The organism is Aureibacter tunicatorum (assembly GCF_036492635.1).
Lineage (GTDB): Bacteria > Bacteroidota > Bacteroidia > Cytophagales > Cyclobacteriaceae > Aureibacter > Aureibacter tunicatorum.
Genome location: NZ_AP025305.1, coordinates 4,622,451 through 4,645,684, shown reverse-complemented (window position 1 = coordinate 4,645,684; position 23,234 = coordinate 4,622,451). Strand labels below are relative to the sequence as shown.

Annotated in this window: 17 protein-coding genes; 9 read left to right on the top strand and 8 right to left on the bottom strand. The window is 37.7% G+C overall.

Annotated features, from left to right (window positions below; translation table 11 throughout):
* Positions 1-84 precede the first annotated feature (84 nt).
* The gene (lpdA, locus tag AABK36_RS19510; RefSeq protein ID WP_309936847.1) at positions 85-1,488 is read left to right on the top strand and encodes a dihydrolipoyl dehydrogenase; all 1,404 of its coding nucleotides are present in this window, start codon (positions 85-87) and stop codon (positions 1,486-1,488) included.
* A 70-nt stretch (positions 1,489-1,558) separates the two neighbouring features.
* On the opposite strand, the gene AABK36_RS19505 is transcribed toward lpdA, so the two are convergent.
* Positions 1,559-2,110, bottom strand: a complete 552-nt coding sequence (locus AABK36_RS19505; protein ID WP_309936846.1) for a peroxiredoxin-like family protein — start codon at positions 2,108-2,110, stop codon at positions 1,559-1,561.
* A gap of 342 nt (positions 2,111-2,452) precedes the next feature.
* Here AABK36_RS19505 and AABK36_RS19500 point away from each other — a divergent pair, with 342 nt between their 5' ends.
* The 3 genes from AABK36_RS19500 to AABK36_RS19490 all read left to right on the top strand — a co-directional run bounded on the left by AABK36_RS19500 (position 2,453) and on the right by AABK36_RS19490 (position 7,401).
* Positions 2,453-3,871: a hypothetical protein gene (locus tag AABK36_RS19500; RefSeq protein ID WP_309936845.1), complete on the top strand. Its 1,419-nt coding sequence runs from the start codon at positions 2,453-2,455 to the stop codon at positions 3,869-3,871.
* Positions 3,872-3,895: 24 nt separating this feature from the next.
* Positions 3,896-6,226 (top strand): LodA/GoxA family CTQ-dependent oxidase, encoded by a 2,331-nt coding sequence (locus AABK36_RS19495; RefSeq protein WP_309936844.1) that lies wholly within the window; start codon positions 3,896-3,898, stop codon positions 6,224-6,226.
* Between the two features lie 65 nt (positions 6,227-6,291).
* Positions 6,292-7,401 (top strand): NAD(P)/FAD-dependent oxidoreductase, encoded by a 1,110-nt coding sequence (locus AABK36_RS19490; protein WP_309936843.1) that lies wholly within the window; start codon positions 6,292-6,294, stop codon positions 7,399-7,401.
* Positions 7,402-7,626: 225 nt separating this feature from the next.
* On the opposite strand, the gene AABK36_RS19485 is transcribed toward AABK36_RS19490, so the two are convergent.
* The 6 genes from AABK36_RS19485 to AABK36_RS19460 form a co-directional block, all read right to left on the bottom strand.
* On the bottom strand, positions 7,627-8,208 hold the full coding sequence (locus AABK36_RS19485; protein ID WP_309936842.1) for a helix-turn-helix domain-containing protein: 582 nt from the start codon (positions 8,206-8,208) through the stop codon (positions 7,627-7,629).
* Between the two features lie 690 nt (positions 8,209-8,898).
* Positions 8,899-9,942: a hypothetical protein gene (locus tag AABK36_RS19480; protein ID WP_309936841.1), complete on the bottom strand. Its 1,044-nt coding sequence runs from the start codon at positions 9,940-9,942 to the stop codon at positions 8,899-8,901.
* Between the two features lie 183 nt (positions 9,943-10,125).
* The gene (locus AABK36_RS19475; RefSeq protein ID WP_309936840.1) at positions 10,126-11,169 is read right to left on the bottom strand and encodes a hypothetical protein; all 1,044 of its coding nucleotides are present in this window, start codon (positions 11,167-11,169) and stop codon (positions 10,126-10,128) included.
* Positions 11,170-11,453: 284 nt separating this feature from the next.
* Complete coding sequence (locus AABK36_RS19470) at positions 11,454-12,578, bottom strand: chitinase (protein WP_309936839.1); 1,125 nt, start codon at positions 12,576-12,578, stop codon at positions 11,454-11,456.
* Positions 12,579-12,592: 14 nt separating this feature from the next.
* Positions 12,593-14,170 (bottom strand): glycoside hydrolase family 18 protein, encoded by a 1,578-nt coding sequence (locus tag AABK36_RS19465; RefSeq protein WP_309936838.1) that lies wholly within the window; start codon positions 14,168-14,170, stop codon positions 12,593-12,595.
* Between the two features lie 202 nt (positions 14,171-14,372).
* On the bottom strand, positions 14,373-14,741 hold the full coding sequence (locus AABK36_RS19460; protein ID WP_309936836.1) for a hypothetical protein: 369 nt from the start codon (positions 14,739-14,741) through the stop codon (positions 14,373-14,375).
* Between the two features lie 218 nt (positions 14,742-14,959).
* Here AABK36_RS19460 and AABK36_RS19455 point away from each other — a divergent pair, with 218 nt between their 5' ends.
* The 5 genes from AABK36_RS19455 to AABK36_RS19435 all read left to right on the top strand — a co-directional run bounded on the left by AABK36_RS19455 (position 14,960) and on the right by AABK36_RS19435 (position 20,791).
* On the top strand, positions 14,960-15,805 hold the full coding sequence (locus AABK36_RS19455) for a GIN domain-containing protein (RefSeq protein ID WP_309936835.1): 846 nt from the start codon (positions 14,960-14,962) through the stop codon (positions 15,803-15,805).
* A 251-nt stretch (positions 15,806-16,056) separates the two neighbouring features.
* Positions 16,057-16,185, top strand: a complete 129-nt coding sequence (locus tag AABK36_RS19450; RefSeq protein ID WP_309936834.1) for a SapB/AmfS family lanthipeptide — start codon at positions 16,057-16,059, stop codon at positions 16,183-16,185.
* Between the two features lie 79 nt (positions 16,186-16,264).
* On the top strand, positions 16,265-18,958 hold the full coding sequence (gene lanKC / locus AABK36_RS19445; RefSeq protein ID WP_309936833.1) for a class III lanthionine synthetase LanKC: 2,694 nt from the start codon (positions 16,265-16,267) through the stop codon (positions 18,956-18,958).
* Between the two features lie 2 nt (positions 18,959-18,960).
* Positions 18,961-19,836, top strand: a complete 876-nt coding sequence (locus tag AABK36_RS19440; RefSeq protein ID WP_309936832.1) for a hypothetical protein — start codon at positions 18,961-18,963, stop codon at positions 19,834-19,836.
* On the top strand, positions 19,826-20,791 hold the full coding sequence (locus AABK36_RS19435; RefSeq protein WP_309936831.1) for a PI-PLC domain-containing protein: 966 nt from the start codon (positions 19,826-19,828) through the stop codon (positions 20,789-20,791). Before AABK36_RS19440 ends, AABK36_RS19435 begins: the two co-directional genes overlap by 11 nt.
* 91 nt (positions 20,792-20,882) lie before the next feature.
* Here AABK36_RS19435 and AABK36_RS19430 read toward each other — a convergent pair whose 3' ends face one another.
* Positions 20,883-22,697 carry an eCIS core domain-containing protein gene (locus tag AABK36_RS19430; protein ID WP_309936830.1) on the bottom strand — a complete coding sequence of 605 codons (1,815 nt, stop codon included), beginning with the start codon at positions 22,695-22,697 and terminating at the stop codon, positions 20,883-20,885.
* Positions 22,698-23,234: the final 537 nt, after the last annotated feature.

Here is a 23,234-nt window from a genome sequence, read left to right as displayed (position 1 = left end):
GTGCGGTATTTTATTCGCATGACAATAACTAAATAAATTCTGAGACTTCAGGGAAATTTCAATTTCCTTAAAACATATAACATTATGAGCTACGACGTTACAGTTATCGGTTCTGGTCCTGGTGGTTATGTGGCAGCTATTCGTTGCGCGCAACTAGGTATGAAAACAGCTTTGATTGAAAAATACAACACATTGGGAGGAACTTGTCTTAATGTTGGTTGTATCCCTTCAAAAGCGCTATTGGATTCTTCAGAGCATTTCCATAATGCGGAGAAAACATTTGCGAAGCACGGTATCGATATCGATGGTGTAAAGGTGAACTTGGAGCAAATGATCAATCGCAAAAGAGAAGTTGTTGATCAGACTTGCGGAGGCATCGATTTCTTGATGAAGAAAAATAAAATTGATGTTTTCACTGGTGTTGGTTCTTTTGTGAATCCTAAGACGATCAAGATCACTGACGCTGAAGGCAAAACACAAGAAATAAATTCTGAGAAAACGATTATCGCGACAGGTTCAAAGCCTGCTAGCTTGCCGTTCATCAAGCTGGATAAAGAGCGTGTAATTACTTCGACTGAAGCTCTTGAGCTTAAGGAAGTGCCTAAGCATTTGATTGTAATTGGTGGAGGTGTGATTGGTGTCGAGCTTGGTTCTGTTTATGCGCGTCTTGGAGCTAAAGTGACTGTGGTAGAGTATATGGATAGCATTATCCCTACTATGGATAAAGCTATGGGCAAAGAACTTACTCGTTCGTTGAAGAAGCTTGGATTCAAATTCCAAATGAATACTAAAGTAACTTCAGTAGAGAGAGACGGAGATGAAGTCGTGTTGAAAGCTGAAGATATCAAGAAAAATAAAGAAGTAGAGTTAAGAGGTGATTACTGTTTGGTTTCTATCGGAAGAAAGCCTTATACAGAAGGCCTTGGCCTTGAAAATACAGGCATCAAGCTTGATGAAAGAGGAAGAATCGAAGTGAACGAGCACCTTCAAACAGTTCAGCCTAACATTTACGCTATCGGTGATGTAATCAAAGGAGCGATGTTGGCTCACAAAGCTGAGGAAGAAGGAACCTTTGTGGCTGAAACTATCGCTGGTCAAAAGCCTCATATCAACTACAACTTGATCCCTGGTGTTGTTTACACTTGGCCTGAAGTAGCTGCTGTAGGATATACAGAAGAGCAACTTAAGTCAATGGGTAAAGCTTACAAAGCTGGATCTTTCCCATTCAAGGCTTTGGGAAGAGCAAGAGCAAGTATGGATATCGAAGGTCAGGTAAAAGTATTGGCTGACAAGGAAACAGACGAAATTTTAGGCGTGCATATCTGCGGTCCTAGAGCTGCTGATATGATTGCTGAGGCTGTAGTGGCGATGGAGTTCAGAGCTTCGGCAGAAGATATCACTCGCATGTCGCATGCTCACCCTACTTTTACTGAAGCAATCAAAGAAGCTTGTCTTGATGCTACAGATAAGAGACCTATTCACATGTAATTAGTAAATATGCTATAAATGAAAAGCCGCATTCTAAAAATGCGGCTTTTGTGTTTTAAAGCTTGCTGGATTATATTTTTTCTATCAAATCATCCATATCGACCCATTTTCGGAAGTTTTCATCAAAGAATCTAAATTCGATTTTTCCATCTTGGCCAACAATGTAAACTGCGGGAACAGGCAGGTTTTCTCCATTTTCAGCATTGATGGTTTTAAGGTCGATGTCCCATTTCAAGAATTTTTCCTTTTGCTTTTCAGGCAATTCATAATTGACATCGTAAGCTCTCATGATTTCCATGTTGTTGTCATGAAGGATATTGAAACCCAAATCCAATTTGCTGCGAAGCTTTTTGATGCCTTCTTGTCTTTCCGGAGTGATTGCAATAACCTCGGCTCCCTTAGCCATGATATCGCTTAGAGATTCTTGCAAATCGCTTAGCTGTCTTTTGCAATACGAGCACCAAGAGCCTCTGTAAAATAAGACTACAGCTTTTCCTTCTTTCAGTTTTTCACTCAAACTGACTTTTTGACCAAATTGGTTGATTCCTTCAAAATCAGGAGCGGCTTCTCCGACTTTCAGTCCTTTGGGGCGAATATCTTGGCTTTGAACGGAATAAGCCATGAATATTAACAAAATTGCACTGAATAAAATTTTAAAGTGTTTTTTTGATATCATATCGTGAAATAAGATAAATAGGTCTTCAAATTTGAATTAAAATAATTCAATATAAACTCAGCCAAATTTCATACTAATTTGAGAAAGATGGCTATGGATTAATATATGATATTTTTTGTAGAAATAATTATTTAATTTAAAAATATTAGCTAAATATTTTGAGACAGCAGTGACTTAGATAATTGTGATTCACTGTAATACGGTGTAATATTTTTTTTGAGAGGATATGCACATCTTGATCCATGCAAATTATTTTTTAACCCTTTTACACCACATAAAACTACATTAATGGATCAACGAAAAAGAAAAAAATGGATATTGCTGTTGCCAATGATCGGAATGCTGGCTATCATGGCTATATCTTGCGATAAGGGAGGAAACACGTATGTGTCAAGCACTCCGGGTAAAAAAACAAATGGCTTGGCATGGCTTGATCAAAACCCTATTCCAGAACCAAATTATGCTACTTTTCCAGAAGGTTATACCCTTGAAAGTGGTGAAGTTACTAATGAGGCTTTTCATGAGGTATCATGGAATTATTTTTTATGGTTGACAGAAGAGGTGACGCTTCCAAGCGGGGAAAAAGCTCTGCGATTTGATTCAATGTATAATGATCAAGCAATTGTGCCTACAATTTCCAATCCGACTTCCCATGTGCTGGGAGGAGTTAGGCAAGCAGGGCTTAACAGCATTTTGGTGGATGAAAATAGAAGGGCTGTCTACACCACTATGATGATAAATGATATTTACAGGGATTTTGCCATTAAGCATAAGCTTTACACTCCTGAAGGCTTGCGTAGCATAGATAGCGATTCAAATTTTACTGATGGATCTTTGTCGATGAAAGCTTCATGGATGATTATTCCAGAAGGCAAGAAGGCTCCGCAAGTAGCATATACTAAGAGAGCGACTTTATATAAAGTAGTGGATGTAAATGGAGAGTTGACAACATCAGATGATTTGCCTGAAAGCGACTCCAGACACAATTCTACAGTTGAGGAAACAGTTGCTTTAGTTGGTTTTCATATAGCAGCAGTCGTAAAGGATCATCCGGAATTCATTTGGGCGACATTTGAACATAAGGACAATGCGCCTAATTTGATATTGAAAAATGAAACGGAGCCTAGTCTTTTGGCAGGAGATGTTGTTTCTGATTCCAGTTATACATTTTATAAAGCGGGAACAAAAGTAGGGCTTTGCAATATAGCCAACCTTGGAGCATTGGAAGTTGATCCCAATACTCAGTTGATTTCTGGTTTTTATGGAGTGGATCCAACTACTCAGGTATATCGTAGATATCAGTTTGGAGGAGGAAGTGAAAACAATCAAGATAATATTGACTCTCTTAATCAAATCGTAAGAGCGAAATTGGCGAAGGAGAATTCCATTTGGCAGAATTATTATGAAGTTGGAGCCGTTTGGTTTGATTTGGACAAGGGAAAATTAGAGCCTGATTGGTCATTGACAGTGATTGATTCTATCCAAACAGGGTCTACGACTCTTTCGAATGCCACAATTGAGACTTTCACTCAGAATCCAGGACAGCAAAACAGTTGCTTTTCATGTCATAATACGACTCGATACAATCCGCCTCATGGCGAGCCGATTCCAGCGAAAAATGTGCTGACAAGCCATATCCTTTTGAAGAATTACAACGATTCGGTGGATACCAAAGAGATCATAAGAATGATCAAGCGTAGTCAATAATTTTTATCCCAAAGTAGATTTACCATGTCAAATAACGATATATTTAGAATACATCCTGCGATAGGAATCGCTAGGGTGGGGAATAGCGAAGAGTTTTATCTAGGGCCTGAAACAATGGCGGGGATGCCTGCTGAAAATTCAGGTGATCCATCAGGTGGCTTGCCAATCAAGCCGGAAACAGAAGACCAAACGATAACGAGCGACGACCTTAGAGATAATGAAGGACGATTGAAAAGGCAGGCGGCAAGGTTTAAGATCTTTGCTTATGATGAAGCTGAGGTGGGAAGCTACCCTGCTAAAGAAAGCAGAGAAATAAAGGTTGGCGATACAGTGACAATAGGCGGAGTGTCTCGAAAAGTGTCAAGCATACTTTGGCAAGTGCATTTGGCTAATAAAAAAGCCAACAGTTGGATAGAGCCTCATCAAGGAATTGAAGCATACGAACCTCAGGATTGCTCGGATAGATCGCCAGATATTAGAAATCCTAAGTTCGACGGGACAATTCCAACGGAGGATTTAGGCGATAATCTTTGTTGCGGTTCGTTGGATTCGTTGCAATCATCGGATAGGCTTGAAAAATTAGTTATAGATGCCGGACCTCATGTTGTGATGGCTTCTGAGCAGGCGATTTCCGATTCGTATTTGACTAAAGCAAATTTCGACAATAGTTCTCAGAACAACTTTATCGAGAATATTAATTTTTATTGTGGTGACGAGGGTAAAATTCCAGCTCCTGTGCCTGTGGAGTATCCTAAGCAATTTCCAAATTATCAAGGAGCGAACCCGCCAGAACATGAGAGAATAGATTCTATTGGAGAGATGCAGACTGATAAAGACGGGAGACTGTTGGTGATCGGTGCTTACGGCAAGGCTTCAGGTTTCAATAATGACGGAACTTACAACCCTGATGCTCCATTGAACGCGGATGTTAACAATGATAATTGGTTTGATGATACCGCGGATGGACCTGTTGAGGCGGTGTTGATATTTGAAGATGGAACAGCCCAAAAAGTCCAAGGAAGCGCATGGGTGATTACTTCTGATCCAGCATATGCTCCGCAGATTCCGAATATTGTTAATCTTTGGGAGGATATGTATAACACATGGGTGGAGAACTTTCAATTGGAGCCGAACTTATATAATACTAAGTTTGGAAATACCGCTAACGATAGAATTAATGCGGAATTCGTGTTAGGTGAAAATTATAATCCGGAATACAAGCCTGATTTTTCCCAACAAATCAAACCCCTTCTCAATGGTGTGAATTTGCAGCATTGGGCTACGAATTTATTGTCGACCGGTGTAGGACAACATAAAGCCGTTTCAGAGCTTCCCATGGAGAACCCAAACTGGGTCGGTTTGATGTCGTTTATTAGAAATCCAAATTTGAACAATAATAGTATGCCTCAGGATGGCACAAGAATGCCTTTGTCCTTGGGAGATTCAGAGCAAGATTTTCTGGCAATTTCGCGCACGCAATATTTCTTTGTTTATCAATGGCTTATTGCCGGCAAGGTTAGCGATGGTATGGTGCTTAGCTCTGGAGAAGAGCTGGATAGGAATGTTCTTGGCAATTGTCTCGGAGGTAGATTTAGCCCTGGGATTGAAATGACTTTCATCGTAAGGGATACGAACCTTTATTTGGATTGGAATGAAGCAGCAAATCAAGTTGGCGGACCTTTTAGAATCAATCAGGATCAAATCGATTATAAGAATTTGCCTTCTCAAGGAGCTGTATTGGGAGTAGGTTATATGCCATTGAGAGATTTTAAAGTTCAGCCCGGTGACATCTGCAAGTTTATGTCGATTCCATGGCATACTGACTATAATTCTTGCGCTACGCACACGCCTAGTCCGAATGCGATAGGAACGAATTTGACATATTGGTCTTGGCCGGCTCAACGACCAGTGGCTGTGTATAATTATGAAGATGTGGTTTGTCATGAAGGATTGAAGTTTCAAAGATTTTCGGTAAGAGGCGATGGAACGAATGCATACTTTGATCCAAAGACTGGAGAAATTCAACCTTACGATCAGGAAACGGTAAGCGCGAGAGTAGGCAGGTTTCAAGACAGAAGGACATTTGTAGGGAAGAGCGCTGAAACGGACAAGTTTAATAATTGGACGAAAATTGGAACCATAATTCAAGGCTCGTCGATTGATCAGTCGGAAGAAGATAAAGGAAAAGTTTCAGATGAACTTTTGCATACTTCATACTTGGAGGTTGCGAGCTTATTTGAAGAAGATGGAAGCAATAAGGTTGTTCCGGGACCAGTGCCTGAAAACCATGCGGTGGCTCCTCCAGAAGCTATGTGCCCGCATGCGTCCAAATGGATGAATAAGGAAAAGAAATAGTTTTGTTTGCAAAGGCGTTCGGAGGGTAATTATTTATTTTTCGTTCGCCTATTTTTTATTTTTATATGATTGATTTTTATGATGTGATTATCCTCGGCGGAGGCGTGGCAGGGAGTAGTTGTGGTATGGCATTGTCGCGTTTGGGGATTCGGAATGTGTTGATATTGGATGCTGGAAAAGATGATAGTTTTAAAATTGGAGAAAGCATCCCTCCTGTCGCAAATCAGCTGTTAAAGTATTTAGGGGTGTATTCCGATTTTTTGAATCAGGGTCATTTGCCATGTTTTGGCTCATGTTCTTATTGGGGAAATGAATTAAGAGGTTATAATGATACTGTTCTCAGTCCAGCAGGGAATGGATGGCATCTTGATCGCGGCAAGTTTGACGCTTTTTTATTGGAAAAGGCATCTGATTCAGGAGTGAAAGTAATCTACAAAGCTAATTTCGTGAGTTCAGAGATCCTTGATAATGGGTATTCTCTCAGGTATAAAAAAGGAGATCAATTGCATCAAGTTTTCGCAAAGGTGGTAGTGGATGCGACAGGGAAAAAAAGCGTGTGGGCAAAATCACAGGGAGCTAAACAAATTCAAGACAAGCCTTTGTATTGTTTAAGCAAGAGATTCAAGTTGAGCGAAGAAGATAAAGCGTCTAATTTGACGGAAATTGAAGCTGTGGAGGATGGTTGGTGGTACGGAGCGAAATTGCCAGATAATGAGTTTTTGGCGGCGTTTTACACGACTAAGGAACTTATAAGGCTGAAGGGATTACAGGATGAATGCAAATGGAGTGAAGGCTTGAGAAAGACGAAACGAATCAAAAATTCTATTTTAAATGCGCTTCCTGTAGATTCTGTTCCTCAAGGATGGATAGCTCCATCATTTAAATTGGATAGAATTAGCGATCGGAATTGGCTTGCTATTGGCGATGCGGCTTCTTCTTATGATCCGATTACTTCTAGGGGTATTTTCAAAGCGATTGACGATGCGATTTTTTCGGCTGAGCTTATTGCAAGAAAAGCAAGTGGCCAAGAAGATGCTTTAGAAGAAATGAATAAATATGTAAATATGAATTATGCTAGATATATCGATGAGCGGTTCATGTATTATTCTCTTGAGAAGAGATGGGAGTCGAGCGATTTTTGGATGGGGATCAATAGTCAAGAGGTATTCAGTTGAGTGGAAAAAGGTTGCCTGACTTTGAGCAATCTTATCAACAATTGCAATGAAAATATTTCGTAGGCGGTATTTATTTTTTTGGAAATAAAGTTATTTTGAATTGAATAAGTGTGTTATTATAAAGACGGCATTAATAGTTTTAGCTTATTTGCAATATGGTTGATTTAGAGCTAGATATTTGAAAATGTTTATTCATGTAGCTCTTAAAGTTTTTTGTTTTTAATATCAAGAGTTTGGGTTCATAAAAGAAACTTTAAATAGCAGAGCGTCCTTTAGGGTATCAAAGTTTTGCAAAGAGTGAGGTGTATTTCCGTCAAAGAACAATGTATCGCCTTCATTGATGTAGATTTCGTTTTCACCCATGCGGTAAGTTAATTTGCCAGATAAGTTGAATATTAGTTCCATGCCGTTTGCAGTAAAAGGTTCATGGTTAGTATTGGGTGATACTTTGACAATATTCGCTCTCATATTGACATGCTTGAACGGATAAGTCATCAAGTCATAAAACATTAATCCTTTTGAGTCTTCCTTGTCGTAGCCTTGTAGTTCATCCTTTTTGATATGAATAAAAGAGAATTCTTTAGCATTGACATTTTTTACTAGTTCCGACATGTCAACTTCGAGAGCCTCGGCGATATGAAATAATACAGGGATCGAAGGCACTGTTTTGAAGTTTTCTATTTTCGAAAGAAGACTGGAAGTGATACTGCTTTTGGTTGCAACATCTTGCAAACTCATTTTCTTTTCAGTACGTGTTTCTTTGATGATTTTGCCAATATTGCTTAAGCGATCACTTTTAACTGCCATGTCTTAAAATTTCATTTTTCAAATATTAGAATTTTTTGTCGAGACTAATGACTGCATGAAAGTCTTTGGATAAATTTACCTAGTTGTTTTGTTTATGATTCAAATAAATAGGGAAACTTATGTTGTGTTTTGACAAATCCTTCTTTTTTAAGCAAGTTATAAAATTGCTTAAAATTAAATAGCGGAATTTTAAGAAATTTGGGATCAATAGTTATGCAATAATGGATTTCTATGCTTAATAACTTTGTTTAGCGTAGTTTCCATGTTTTTGTTTGTTAAGTTTAATTCAAATTTCTCTTTTTGTTCTTTAATAAAGGTGATTCTAATTATTATTTCACTGTTGATAAATGAGCGATAGGATTATTTTATTTCTATTGTGATTAGATAGTTTCCTTTTGTTTTTGATATAAAATATAAATTGAAATTATCTTTTGTTATTGTGTTTTTTTAATTGTGAGGTTGTTGGAATAAGGCTTTAATTAAGGAAACTTATCATGTGAATTGGTTAGCTCGAAGTTTAGATTGATTTTATTTTTTCTTGTTGAAGATGAGTGAAATATTTGTTTTGTTATGATAAGGAATAGATTGTTGTTTTGAATAATTTGAAGAGTGTTGGGCTTGAGTTGAATGTGGAGGGGTATATTTGATGAAAAGTGAAGGGGGCTTTTAGCACCCCTTTTTTTGAAAAAGTTAGTTAGGATTATTTTGAGGGATATCAAATATTTCACCTCCGTCTATTTCTTCCATGGGCGTTTCTTCAAAAGTGAAGCTGAATCCTCCTTGCCCGCTTTCACCATTGCTTGAAGGTGCTGTAAGTGTGTATGTAGTGATTTTATTTCTATTAAACTCTAAATTACCTGAGTACAAGCTTTCCTCAATACCAGAATCGTGTATTTTGGTTATGGAGATGTAATTTTTGATTGTTTTGTTTAAGTAGGTGGAATCATTATTGATACTTGCATTGGCTATATAACTTAAATCACGAGATATAATTTTCATTGCCGTTGTAGTATCCTGGTCAAAGGTCATAGTTTTATCTTGAAATCTAATTTTGATTTGGCCATCATTCAAGTTTTGCACAACTAATCTAGATCCGTATGCAGCTTTATTTAATACAATGTTAATGTTATTGTTTTCTGAAGATTCATCAGGAATCACATATACCCTCCCTACATAAGCTTCAATTTCAGGATATGAACTAGTATAACTTCTATTGTTTTTGTCAAAATACGATATGTAATTAGAAAAAACATCTAATTTAGATGTTAGTGAATAATTAAATCCATTGCTAATTTTCTTGAAATAAAAAGGGTCTCCTAGATAAATAGAAATTGAATCAATTTCTGACTCTTTAAAGTTATAAAGTCCCCCACCAGTACCTTTTTTATATGAGACGACATCAAATTTATATTTTTTATTTGGAATCAGTTCGATTTGCATGCTATCTACATTATCGAATAACCCCCAAGCATACTTTTCACTATTTGTGTTGTTAGTATCCATTTGATAGACTTGTATCCCGAAGAATGTTTTTTCGTCGTTCATGATCTTTTTAGCTCTCGAAAAGCTACTCTCGTTTCTTAAGAGTTCACCTGCTACAGAAAGTTTATAAGTGATGGCTTCAGGATTTGAGGTTTCTGTTTGGTGATTGTTGTCGGCGCCTTTTTCCAAGTCTTCATTCTTGCAGGCAAATAATCCTGCCGCGATAAATAATGCGTAAATGTATTTTTTCATTTGTTAAATTTAGTTTTAGTAGTTTCCTGTTTGCTCTGTAGGCTTTTTGTTGATTATTAGCTCCTTGACTTATGGCTCAACATATAAGTATTCATCAAGAGATTTTTTATATAAGAGCTGTTGATAAATTAGTGGGAAAATAGAGGCTAATATCAAAGCCTCTTTTTTTAAAATAGATTTGATTTATTCTTGATTTATGATTTCTCCACCATCGATTTCTTCCATAGGAGTAATTTCATAGTTTATGCTGAATCCGCCTTTTCCATTTGGCTCTTGTCCTCCTGATGGAGCTGTAATAGTATAGGTCGTTAGTTTATTTCTTTTAAAATTCAATCTATCATTAAATAAAACTTCTTCAATGCCAGATTCATGAATTTTGGTAACATTTACGTTGTTTCTGTAATTTTTATTAAGAGTTGTTGAGTCGTTAAATATTGACAGTTCTGATACTGAGTACAAGTCATATGAAATTGTTCTTGGATTTGTAGTTGTATCTGAGTCAAATATCATTTCGTGGTCATTATGCTTGATTTTTATTTGTCCTTCAGTAAGGTTTTTGATAGTGAATCTAGCTCCGTAAAAAGCTTTGTATAAATCGATATTGATAGTTTGACTAGCAAGAGAGTCATTCAGGTCAATATATCTTTTACCAACATATGCCTCTATCTCTGGATACTGTGAAGTGATTCTATTGTTTTCAGAATCAAAGTATGATATGTAATTATAAAATGGATCTATCTTTTCATCTATGGAATAATTAATGCTATTTTTTATTTTTTTACCAGAGTGTGGACTGCTAAGTATATTGTTGTAATTTTTATATAAGTTTTTACCAGTACCACTATGATAAGCGGTCATATCAAATCGATAGTCTTTGTTTGGCAATAGGTTGATTTCAATACTATCTAGATTATCAAATATCGCCCAAGCATAATTATTTCTTCCAAAATTTTGAACATAGTTTTCACCCCATTCACTATTTATTATTGCAAATGAATCTAATTGATAAACTTGCAAAGCATAGTAGACTGTTTCATCAGTTTCTTTAATTCTTGAAAGATCAGTTTCATTTTTTTCTAGCTCTCCAGCTATAGAAAGTTTGTAGGTGATGGCCTCAGGGTTTGAGATTTCTGTTTGTTGATTCTTGTCGGCGCCTTTTTCCAAGTCTTCGTTCTTGCAGGCAAATAATCCTGCCGTGATAAGCATTGCGTAAATATACTTTTTCATTAGTTAAATTTTTTATTGAAATAGTTAAATTGATAGCAATGTTAGTAGAAATGGATTAGTTTTCAAATTAATTGATTATAGAAAATATTTATATAATTATATTTGCTGCAATTGATTACATGTTTTATTATATGTATTATCATTAAAATCAGATATTGTCCCTCTATATTTTTAAATAAAAAAGAGTTTAGTTTAAATTTTAAGTTTTAGAAATCAAAAAAAATCCCCTGAAAAAACAGGGGATTAAATTTAAGTCGAAAAAATACTATTGGAATATTAGTGTTTTAATAGGATTGCATACCTCCGCAATCGCAATCATCTCCCATAGGAACTCCAAAGATGCTAGTGTACCTTTCGTAGAATCCATTGCGACTTTTGATTTTATCATTGGTGCCATGACCGCACTCTATACCTCCGTTGATAATATTGATCGTCATGCCAAAGCCGGGCTTGCGTCCTGCTGACAGGTCTTCTTGGCTTGGCTCCCAATTGCCCACCATCACATCATGACACGAAGGCTTGGGGAACTGGGGCGTCATCCAAAACCAAATAGCTGATTGAAATGAAATGATCGCGTCTTTGGTTAATTTGCCGGGGTCGTCTAATAGCACATTTTTGTCGCCATATAGAAAGTCGCTGAATTGGCCATAATTATAATTCCAGCTCAGTTGGATAGGCCCTCTTCCATGATATGACTGGCCAGGAGCAGGCGGATAGTATTTATTAGTTTCGTCTCTATAGCTGATTGCTCCTCCATTTTCGTAACCAACTTCTTCTCTGAAATGAAGTCCCCAAGCATATTGACCTCCAGGAGCGGTAGGCCATCCTCCAGTAGTTTCATGAGAAATATTGGCTAGAAAGGCTGCCAACTCCTGGCTTCTTTGTGTTTCAGTGCCTTGATTGAGGAAGTTGGCATAATCCACCTCAGTGGTGACTATAGGCTTGCTCTGGTTCCATTCCGCATTAAAGTCATCCTCCTCTTTGAGAAGTTTTTCTTCGCCAGTTTGCTTGTCTATTCGGGTTATTCTTTGAGCGGAATATGTGTCGGTAATCACCCTGCTTTCGATTTTTAGCATGATATTCTCCAGACCGGCCGCCGCTTTTATCAATGCCTCATAGACAAAGAAATCTTTTTCAGGATTGATTTCCCAATTATTGGATTGTTCAGCTCCATATCGATAAGGAAAGAACTCTTCGTATTCTTCTTTGCTGATGAGGTCGCCAATGGTAGTATTTGGCAACTCGCCATCTCCTGGATCCGGGTTGTCAGGATTATCCGGGTTATCCGGATCAGTAGGATCTCCAGGGTTCGGGTTTTCGATGATATCGTTTTCGCCATCCTCGCTGCAAGAGTACATGAGCACTCCCAATGAGAGGAATACCAGCAGGCTTATATTTTTAAATTTCATTATGCTCTCCTTTCTTATTGAAATGTGTCAACTACAGTATCGATCAGCGGACTTTGGTTATTGGACGTTTGTCTTAGCTTTCCGCCATAGACTGAACTAACCGATCCATAATTCACATCACCATATACTTGCCATACGATGGCACCAGCCAAATTATTGTCTTTGATATATTCAGCTTTTAATCTGATGGACTCTTGATCATCGTAGCTGATGAAGTAGTTTCCATTGGTTTTGTAAGGAACTTTAGCTTGATCGTCCCAATGCCTAGTCCATCCAGCGGTGTTTTTGTCAATATAGGAGAAGAAAGGAGTGCCGTCAAACTGCCCGAAATTATCATAATCAGCTGCTGATTCAATTGCCCCGTCTGGTTGTATAGTCATGCTTCTTTTCACCAAAGGAGTGTGCAATGCGGCATTTCCTTGGGTAACAACAGCTCTTCCGTAAAACGGCATGCCCATATTTACTTTCGACATTTGAATGCCTGAATTGGTCAATGCTTGTCTTGTAGTTTCCCATGATAAAGTACCTTCCTCTTCTCCGTCATAAGGATAAAGCGGTGAATTGTGCCCAGCCTTGGTTGACCAGCCTCCATGCATATCATATGACATGATATTGTAGAAATCCATAAGTCCATTGAGTTTTCCCCAATTGAATCCTTGAAGTTTTTGAGGAACAGTGCTGAAGCAAGAGGTGATCAGTCTGTTTTCCCCTAATTCCGCCCTAAGCTCTTCCACAAGTTTTTCGAAATTGACGAAATCCGATTGAGAGCCTGTGAAGTTCATGCCGGCGAATGGGCCAGGGTACTCCCAATCAAGGTCGATGCCATCGAAGCCCATTCTTATTAATATTTTGCAATCTTCGATAAATCGTTTTCTTTTAGCAGGATCGGCTGCCATTTCAGGAAAATGCTTGCACATGCTCCACCCACCTATTGATGCCATTAGTTTTGTGTTATTTTCTTTTGAAAGCTCAAAGAGGCCTTTGGCGCTTCCGGTTTTATGCAATGGGATAGGAAATTCGCCTGTGAGGCCTGTAGGAATATGCTTCCAGCCTCCATTGTAGTTTTCGTATTCTCCGTTCAATTTGTCTTGATTCCATTCGGAAATTTCATGGACAAGATCCAGATCTCCATATAGCAACCAATAATCCCAACTATCATAAACATTTCTTAACAGATGATTTGGATCTTGTTCCACTCCTTGCATCCAAATGTCTTTGTTCCTATAATCGCCGGAATGGATGGAGCCATCTTTGGCAACGCCAAAGAATGAATAATTAAGAATAGTATATTTAGAGAAGTCCAAATTTAATTGGTTGCAGACACCTTGGTCAGGAAGTCCGTGCTCGGAGGTTTTCCAAGCATCCCATTGTGTAATGTATCCTATTACTTGTTTCCCGCCTATAGTAGAAGGCGGGTTAGGATTTGCAGGATCCAATGGATCATTTCCATCCGAGGGGTCGTCAGGGTTTTCAGGATTATTAGGGTCTGATGGATCGGTGATTTCCGTAACATCGCTATCATCTTTGCATGAATATAGCATGCCTGTCATGATGAACAAAGCCATCATGATATAGATCAAATTCCTTTTCATAATTAAAATATTTTGCAAATAACGTTTAAGGTATTTTTTCTTGGTCCATATATGCTATTGAGCTAATGATAACTCAAGCACAGGGAAGCAAAGCATCTACCTTAATGCGCTGTTTGGCATTTTCATAAATAAGTTAAGGGTTGCTGCAACTGATAATAGTTGAGCAATTTTCATTTCCAATAAAATAGCAGCTGAAGCAGTTTTAGCTTAAAAGCAAAGCAGGAGGCCGCTCAATACTGACTTGAACAAAATATTGGTACCAATTGAAAAAATAGTCGTTATGTGATTTCGAAATCTTGAAGACTTTGTTCAGTAGAGGTTTATTAATGTTGATTTGTTGCAAACAATACCTTTTGGATATTCTTATGCTAGCATCAGTATCGCAATCGTAGTTGCTTTGGCTGCATACACAATCACCTTCCTGTGACATTTCAGGTATGCTGTCAAGCATGCCCGTTAATGTCATCAATGCTAGCAATGCGTACTGCAGCGATCGGACGATATTTTTGCGTATATAATTCAAAAGGTTTTGTTTAAATTCATCTCCAATACAAAGGTGAGATTTAATCATGATAAATAAAATGGCAAAAACGCGTTGGCTTTTTTCTGCACGTATTATGATAGAATTTTTCCACAGTTGTAAAATTTCATAAGCATAATTAATGAAATCATTTAGATTAATAATATGATTATTAGTATTTTTCGCTTCCTTTGAAGCCGCATGTTAAAAAACTTTAAAATTCACATGGCTTTTAAAAAGTCAATTTTTACTATTAAAAGTATATTATAATGACATTTTTGTTAAATTCAAGTACAATTCAACGGCTTACAGTTTTCTTTTTGGGGCTTGCCATATGCTTGTCATCACTTTCTGCGATTGGACAGGAGAAGAAGATCAAGGTAGAGGACTTCAAAAGAGTTGAGATTCATCCTCATATCGCAGTTACTTTTCAAAAAGGAGATGAAGAATCTGTCCGGATAGTCAATGATGATATCCCTCACGATAAGTTGCAAGTCAAGCTAAGAGGCAAAACATTGCAAATTTATCTATTGGATGCGAAGAATATTGTGAAGAAAGAGAAGTCCAAGAAAAAGCACGATTACAGTTATAAGAAATCGATATACGGAGATGCGACAATGGAGTTGGTCGTAACTTACTCGTCATTGGAGAAAGTTGTAGTAAAAGGGGCGGAGAAAGTTCGTGTGAATGGTTCTCCTTCAGATGGCTTTCTGAAGTTTGTGGTTATGGGAGAAAGCAAACTCTCAATGCAATCGGTGAATATGGAGAAGTTCAAGTTGTTGGCTTATGGGCAAAATGAGATCTCTATTGAAAATGCGGAGCTTCAAATAGGGAAAGTAAAGGCATATGGGGAGAATGAGTTTTACATTTCCGAGGGAGATGGAGATGAGGTGACTTGGAAGTTGTATGGTGAAAATGAGGTAAAAGCTCAGGAGTTGACCACGAAAATCAGTCGGATAAAATCATATGGGGATAACAATGTCAAAGTAACAGCCAATAACAGTGTGAAAATCACTGCATTTGGAGAATCAGAAATAACTTACTCCGGCGAAGCAAAATTAAGAAAAGGGATAACCATCGGAAGAACCAAAATTAAGCGTGAGACTGTGCGATAAACAATGAAAAAGTAATGAATAATGGATTGATATATAATGTAATATTTTTTTAAATCATTTGTTGCAAGCTCTGCGAGCTGTTTGGGTACTTGATTTCGTTTGTTAGTATAAAAATGAATATTTTGAGGGCATAACTTTTGAAACGTTGATATTAGATATCATAAATCTTTTGCGCGAAAGTAATTAATGCTTTCAAAAGGCAATCTTTTGGAAGAGATTTCAAATAATTATTTCATTAAAAACTAAGTATTATGTGGAATGTAATGAACCTTCAAAGATTAGAAGCAAAAGATGAAAACAAGTCCGGATTTAGATCGGGGTGCCATGACTCGCAAATCAGCGCTAAGTGCTGTGATTCTCAGATTAGCGTAGCTTCATAAAGCTTGTTAAGCCCAAAGCCGATAGCGGTTTTGGGCTTTGTTATTTGGTTTTAATTTTTTCAATATCAATCAGTTCATTATGCATGGCAATATCGAAAGGCGAATAGCCAAAGGAGATCTGTCTCCATACTTATTTAACAGTTCCTACTTTTTTTCTTCAATGGGCGAATATCGTTCTGAGGATAATGCATACAAGGAAATTTTGGATCAGGTCTTGGGTGAGTCTTGGAACACTATAAGGCGGGAAGTATGGTATGTTTCTGAGCCGCTTGACACTAAAGTAGAAGCCAAGGGCTTTAAGATACATGTTTCATTGATATCGGATTTGGGAGTTGATGGACTGAAAAAGATTGTTCCTGTATTGAAAAAGCATTCAGTGGCATTTAAAGTCTTGGTTGATAAGAGAGTTCATGATTACTTTAATTCACAAGCTTGCAATAAGGCTGCCTGCGGCAAGTTCATTACAATGTATCCATCGGATTTGGAGACATTTAAACTGCTTATGGAAGAGCTTTATAGCAAAACAAAGGAACTTTACGGTCCATATATTTTGAGCGATAAGGCATTTAAGGACAGCAAATGTCTTTTTTATCGTTATGGATCATTTCTAGGAACGAGCAAAAGGGATGTGTTTGGGGAGAGAAAGACGGTCATGCTTGATGATGAAGGAGGCGTTGCGGATAAGAGAATGCCTTATTTCTTTTTGCCGGATGGAGTGGAAGATCCATTTGGAGAAGAGGTTGAATACCCGGAATCTACCATATTGAATGGCAGATATGAAGTGACTGAGCCTATTTCCAATCATTCTTCCAAAGGCGGTGTCTATTTGGCTTTGGATAACAACACAGGTAAGGAAGTTATTATTAAAGAAGCAAGGCCTTATATAAATCAGAATAGCCTCGGGCAAAAGGACGCTGTTTATGGACTTGAGCATGAAGAAAAAATATTAAGAAAACTGCAAACATCAGGCAGAGTGCCGCTAGTGATAGATTCATTTCAAGAATGGGAACATAGATTTTTAGTTATAGAGCTGTTTGATTATGAGTCATTGGGGAGCTATGCGGATTGGGAGGAGCAAAATGTTGTTATAAAAGGCTGGAATGATACAGAGAAAAAGACAGCTTTTTGCCGAAGGTATTTGACTTTATTGAAAGACTTGGTTGATACCGTTCAAACTATACATGAGCTTAATGTCGTTATAGGCGATTTGGCTCCGCAAAATATACTTTACGACAAAACTACGCTTAAAGTAAAGTTGGTGGATTTTGAAGGAGCTTACGATTTGGATAATGGAGATCATTACTTGAGGGTTACTACCAGAGGTTTTTCTGAAGGATCAAATGAAAATCCTGATTTTTTGAGTGATTGGGCTGCTGTAAGTTTAGTGGCTGGACATATGTTGCTGCCAATATGCCATTTGTTTGCGATTAATTCTCAAGCAAAGAATTCTTATTTGAGATCGGTTGTCAGCGCTCATGACTTGCCAAAAGAGATTTTGCAGATAATTGAAACTTTGAAAGATGATTCACAGAAGTCATTGTTGTTAATGGATGAATTGGGTGAGAAGCTTGAGAATGGATTGAAGGAAGTAAAGGAGTCCATGGAGGCGATAAGCGATTATAGCAATATTGTTGACAATATTGAAGGTCACATAATGAAGTTTATTGACGAGCCTTATGGCAAGTATGGTTTGCCACTGGATTATAGAGTGCATAGTACTAATGAGATGTCATATGCTTATGGCTGGGCAGGCGTTGCTGAGTTTATGAGGCTAAAAGGCGATGTTTCTAAGAAATTTGAAGATGCGTATTTGAAAAAGGTTGAAAAGATTAATGCGCAGTTATTTGCCCCTGGGCTGTTGATCGGTTTATCAGGAGTTGCAGTGCAACTTCTTGAAAGTGGTAATACGAAGAAGGCTAAAGAATTGATGGAAAAAGTCTATTCCATGGATCAGCTTTTTGATTCAATGGATTTGTTTAACGGAGTGTCAGGATGGGGATTGGCGAGTTTGAAATTTTATCTTCATACACAGAAGAAAGAATTTTTACTGAAAGCAAAGGAGGCATTTGACCATTTACATAACCATCTTGGCGAAGGCTCAGGAATGTTGGAAAATGTCGATGGATTGAAATATTCGGGATTGTATCATGGCATAAGCGGAGCGGCATTGTTTGGTTTGAGAATGTATCAGTCAACAAGAGATCGAAAAGCTTTGAAATTGGCTGAAAAATGGTTTGATGCAGAGTTGGAAGCTTCCGAATACTTGGATGGCAAAAGAGTCTGGAGAAGAAATTATTTGGCAAAAGTAAAATATCCTTATTTGAGAATGGGCTCAGCTGGTATTGGAATCGTTGCCTTGAGGTTTTACAAGGAAACGGGCAAAGAGAAATATTTATCAGCTGCACTGGAGATTGCGGATGCGATTAAAGGTAAATATTGTTTGCATCCGGGAATGTTTATTGGGATGGCGGGTATCGGTGAGTTCTTTTTTGATTTGTATCAGCAAACTGATGACAAGAAGTTTTTAAGCGAAGCTCAGCATATAGCAGAAAGAATATTGCTGTATAAATTTGATGGAGAAAAAGGCACGGCATTTCCAGGCGAGGAATTGGCAGCATACTGTCTGGATTATGGAACGGGCTCGGCGGGAATAGGAATGTTTCTGTTGAGGTTGTCTGGTGCCAAGGAGATCGGTTTGCCTTTAATCGATGATGAGCTTTTCAATAATAATTGCCAGAAAGCTGTTGAAGATCAAATCATGACCTCGAATTAACTATGAATAGTTTTATCAATGAATCAAACCATGTCGATAGAGCTGAATTCAAAAGCATGATTTTCGCTTTGGATAGGGAATTTGGCTTTATGGATTCTGCAAAGTCTAATGATATTACTTCTCAACAAGACTTTATAAGGCTACATGATTTGACAGAGGAATTTTATAGAAATGTTCATTCAGATATTTTTGATGATTTTGTTCCGATCTATCACTCTATATGGAAGCTGAGAGTGAGGGACTCCATAGGGATAAGGAATATGCATCAAGATGGAGGAATTCATTATTTCGGAAAGAAAGGTTATCAATCGAGAATGGTGACTTTGTGGACCAATATGCATAAAGATAAGTTTGAAGCTTTAGGAGACAAAGAACTTGGAATTTATGTGGTTGAAAACTCCGGCAAGCAAAATAACTTGCTGTATGAAACATTGTCTCAAAGTGACTCGCATTTTTTTCAGAAAGGCGATGATAAACTCTATGATATAAGGCAAATTTCGAATCAAGGTGTGAGCTTTCCATTGAAAAACCTTGATCGAAGGGAATTTTCCTATAGCAAGGGCACTACTATTCGTTTTAATAGTCATTTGCTTCATGGAACAATTCCTTCAGAAATAACTGATTCGGATACTTTAGATAATTTTAGGGTTTCTTTGACTAGTGTTTGGGTTCATCGAGAGGACTTGAATGCTGATATTTTAGAAATGAACAAGCGGGAGCTGGTTGATATTTTTTGCCAAGGATATAATGATGAACAACGAAGCCGAATATTATCTCATTTAAACCATGTCTGCGAAAAGGAACTGTATAGAATAGAAAATATTAGCAGGCTGATAAGTCATTTTCTCAATAAAAATAAAAAAAACTATGAGCAATGAATTTTCAACTTCAGGAAGTTCTTGGATGCAAGACAATATGTCATTGATAGGTCCTCGAAAACTTATCGATATTTGCATAACAGGTTCTCATGATTCAGGAATGAGCAAGATTACCGGACACACACTTGGAGGAACGGAGTGCAATACGATTACCCAGACACATGATGTGGGCGGACAATTGAATTTAGGCGCCAGATATTTCGATATTCGACCAGTGATAACAGGTGGAGGATATTCCACAGGACATTACACGCATGTTGGAGATACCAGTTGGCAGGGAGCTAATGGAGAGACGATACAGGAAATTATAAACGGTGTCAATGCATTTACCAGTGAAAACGCTGAATTGGTGATTTTAAATCTATCGCATTCCTTAAATACCGATTTGGGAAATAATAGCTACGCTTCCTTTACTCAGGATGAGTGGAATGGATTATTCAAAATGCTTGCTGATGAGACGAATGGCTTGAAATTTTTATTCTCAATGCCGTCTGATAGCGATTTGACGAAGCAAACTTTGGAGACATTCATCGGAAATGGCAAGTCTGCGGTTATTGTTATTGTTGAAGGAGATAATGTGGACTTAAGCGATTACTCTGGCAAAGGTTTTTATCCTTATTCATCCTTAAATGCTTATAATAAATATTCGGATACAAATGACGTGAATGCGATGATGAGCGATCAGTTAAAGAAGATGAAGGAGCAAAGGGAAAAAGGAAGCTATTTTTTGATTTCTTGGACTTTAACGCAGGATGCGGTTCAAGCTGTGGGCTGCAATTCTCCAATATTTCCAGCGGATAGTGTTTTGGACCTTGCTTCCACAGCGGATTCAAAATTATTGTCTCATCTGAAGCCCGCGATCACTCAAAGCGACTATCCCAATATCATTTATATAGATGATATTGTTAATCGCGATTTTGTCACTGTGGCGATGTATGCTAATGGTTTGATATGATCTTTTGTAATGATAAAAAAAACGCTGCCCCAAAGTTACTGGGACAGCGTTTTTCAGTGAAAGGTTGTGCTTATAATTTTTTTGGGTAATATTATTTTGGAGTTAATTTCATGTAGCCTGACTGTGGCGAGAAGTTCCCTACATCATCCAGCTCTTTTTCAACCATAGGCATAACAATAACGAGTATTTCGGAAATTTTCACATCATCTTTACTTGGGCCGCCAAATAGAGAGTTGTAAACAGCGCCTGACATTTTTGTGCCTGTATTTAGGCATTCGGCAAGGGGAACGACAATATCGCTCATTGCGTCATAATTGAATACTCCAATGCTACTTACGTGCTCGTCTAGCGTAATGTGTCCCTCATAGGCTTGTATAAACGCAGGAGTGCTCCATGCTTCATTGGCGGCAATTGCAAAAGTATGCGGAAGCCCATTGGCGCTGATTTTAATCTGGGCTATTTGATTGCTTTTGCTTTTGATTACATCTCGCATCAAGCCATGAAATTCATAGCCATTAGTAGTTTTCAATACCCTTCCGTTGTTATTTTGTTCGTTGCTATTGGTATTGAGCTTGTTTACTAAGCCGTCATATGCTTCAAGTCCTCCCTCACCATACATGCCCATCATATAAGTAGCTACGCCATCACATATCTTTGCCATCGCGTTTTCATATTTGCTTTGGCCTAACAATGCTGTTAATGAGGCTGATAAATATTCCCAGTCGGATAGTTCATTGTCAATCTCTATATGTTCGTTGCTATCATTGCTATTGTGCTTTTGCACCTCTTTTTTCATTTCATCTATCACTCCGCTTTCTCCGGAAACAATATACTTGGAGTGAAGCTCATTCATAAATTGAAAGCTCATCCTGCTAAGCATGGTCTTGACAAATTGTGTCTCCGACAATTGCAAGCCTTGATTGTCTTTGTTTAGAAGTTGATATAGTTCTTCTTTTTTATCTTCGTCTACAAATAGATGATCTATTGATTCTCTAAGCGCTGGCAAACTGACGTTTCGAAAATCTGGGTCTAGCAATAAAACTCGTTTTAGGTTTTTATATCCAATAAGATCTTCTTGAGGTATCCATGCATCAGTTGTCTCATATTGATATTTGAAGTCTTGATCGTCTTCCAAGTCGGTTCTTTCTTGGAGAGCGCCATCCCTGCCTACGGAGTAAAATAGCGACATTGGCCCATGATAGACGACATCTTTTTTCGTTCCTTGGTCTTCTGTTACCATTTCAACCGTTGAATTCGTTCTGTCAAGAAAAGCTCTCCTTTGCACAGTGCTTGAATCGTTTGAAGCTAACTGAGCCGTGTTTGTTTGCGTATTCGTAGCTTTGCTGCCTTCACTCATCGCTTTGGCTCCCATGAGATCAGCCTCACGTTCCAGTCCCGCATCGTCATTGATATTCACTTTGCCTTTCATCTGCCTTGTGGGCTTCACTCTCCCTTCTTTTTGTTGCACGACATGCCATGCTTCATGGGGCAGATGTTTTTCTTGGCCGGATGCCAAGTGTATGTCATTGCCTTGGGCAAATGCATGAGCTTGCAACTGGGCGGGTTTGTCGGAATTGTAGTGCACTTTAACGTCATTCATTGATTGGCCTGACAGGCTTTCAATTCCTGATTTAAGTTGCTTGGGCAAGCCTCCTTGGCTGGTGGAGCTCCCGTTTGATTGCTGTTGGGAAGTTTGGTTGTTTTCCTGCCTTTGGATGGCAGGTGTATTGAAATAATTTTCTTCTTTTCTTTGGACAGTATCAAGATCTTGAGAATCTCTGGAATAATCGGTTTCCGTTTTTTTTCTTTGAACGGCTTGCCAATTCTCTTTCATTTTCTGATCTGCTTTCATTTGAGCCAACTTGTTGAAGTTGTTTTGATAGCTGTTTTGATCTCTTTTCTCCATAAAATATGATCAGTTAATTGTGAAGTTGTTTGAAATAGGAGCCGTATAATAAATAAAAACTCATTAAAAATATAATTATATGTATTTTTATTCTATTTTTTTGATAAGAATAGAATAAATCTAATTAACTCTATGTGGTTTATTATTAAAATGTGAAATTTTAATTCTTGTTTTTGATGATACATCTGTGTAAGGTGTGTAAGCTGAAATTCTATAAATGATTAGATGTTTTTTAATTGTATAGTTTCCATTTTGTGTGTTCTTTAATTTATGTGTTTTATGTAATTATTTATGTTTAGGGAGTTTTTTGATTCTAAGCATAAGGAACTAGTACAAAAATGAAGAAAAACCATGGCTGTCAATGCATATATACTAGTTGAAACGATTATATTAATTACATATTTTTAAATTGAGTTTCCATTTGTGTGTTTGTTGGTTTCCTTTTAAGTGCTAAAACATCTAATAACTTACATGCTGTTTTCTTTCATTCCAATTACATGTAATATTGTGTCAAATACATGCAATATTGTTGAAAAG